General features: G+C 52.8%; 1 rRNA gene. It reads left to right on the forward strand.

Features of this window, described 5'->3' with window-relative positions:
• Nucleotides 1–131: 131 nt before the first annotated feature.
• Nucleotides 132–212: ribosomal RNA gene (rrf, locus tag KJS42_RS23035) — 5S ribosomal RNA — on the forward strand; the annotation flags it as partial.

A 212-nucleotide genomic window follows, 5' to 3' on the forward strand; every position in this document is an offset into this window, starting at 1 on the left:
TAATCGGTCGAGGGCTTATCCAAACAACTCCGAAAAGTGGCGTCAGGCTGAACAAGCCGATCCGAGCACTTGAGGAGACTAACACGCAAATTCGTTTCGTATCCAGTTTTCAAGGATTAAACCTTGAACCGTTTGGTGGCGATGGCGGAGGGGTTCCACACGTACCCATCCCGAACACGACCGTTAAGCCCTCCAGCGCCGATGGTACTTGG

This window comes from Paenibacillus sp. J53TS2 (genome assembly GCF_018403305.1).
Lineage (GTDB): Bacteria > Bacillota > Bacilli > Paenibacillales > Paenibacillaceae > Fontibacillus > Fontibacillus rhizolycopersici.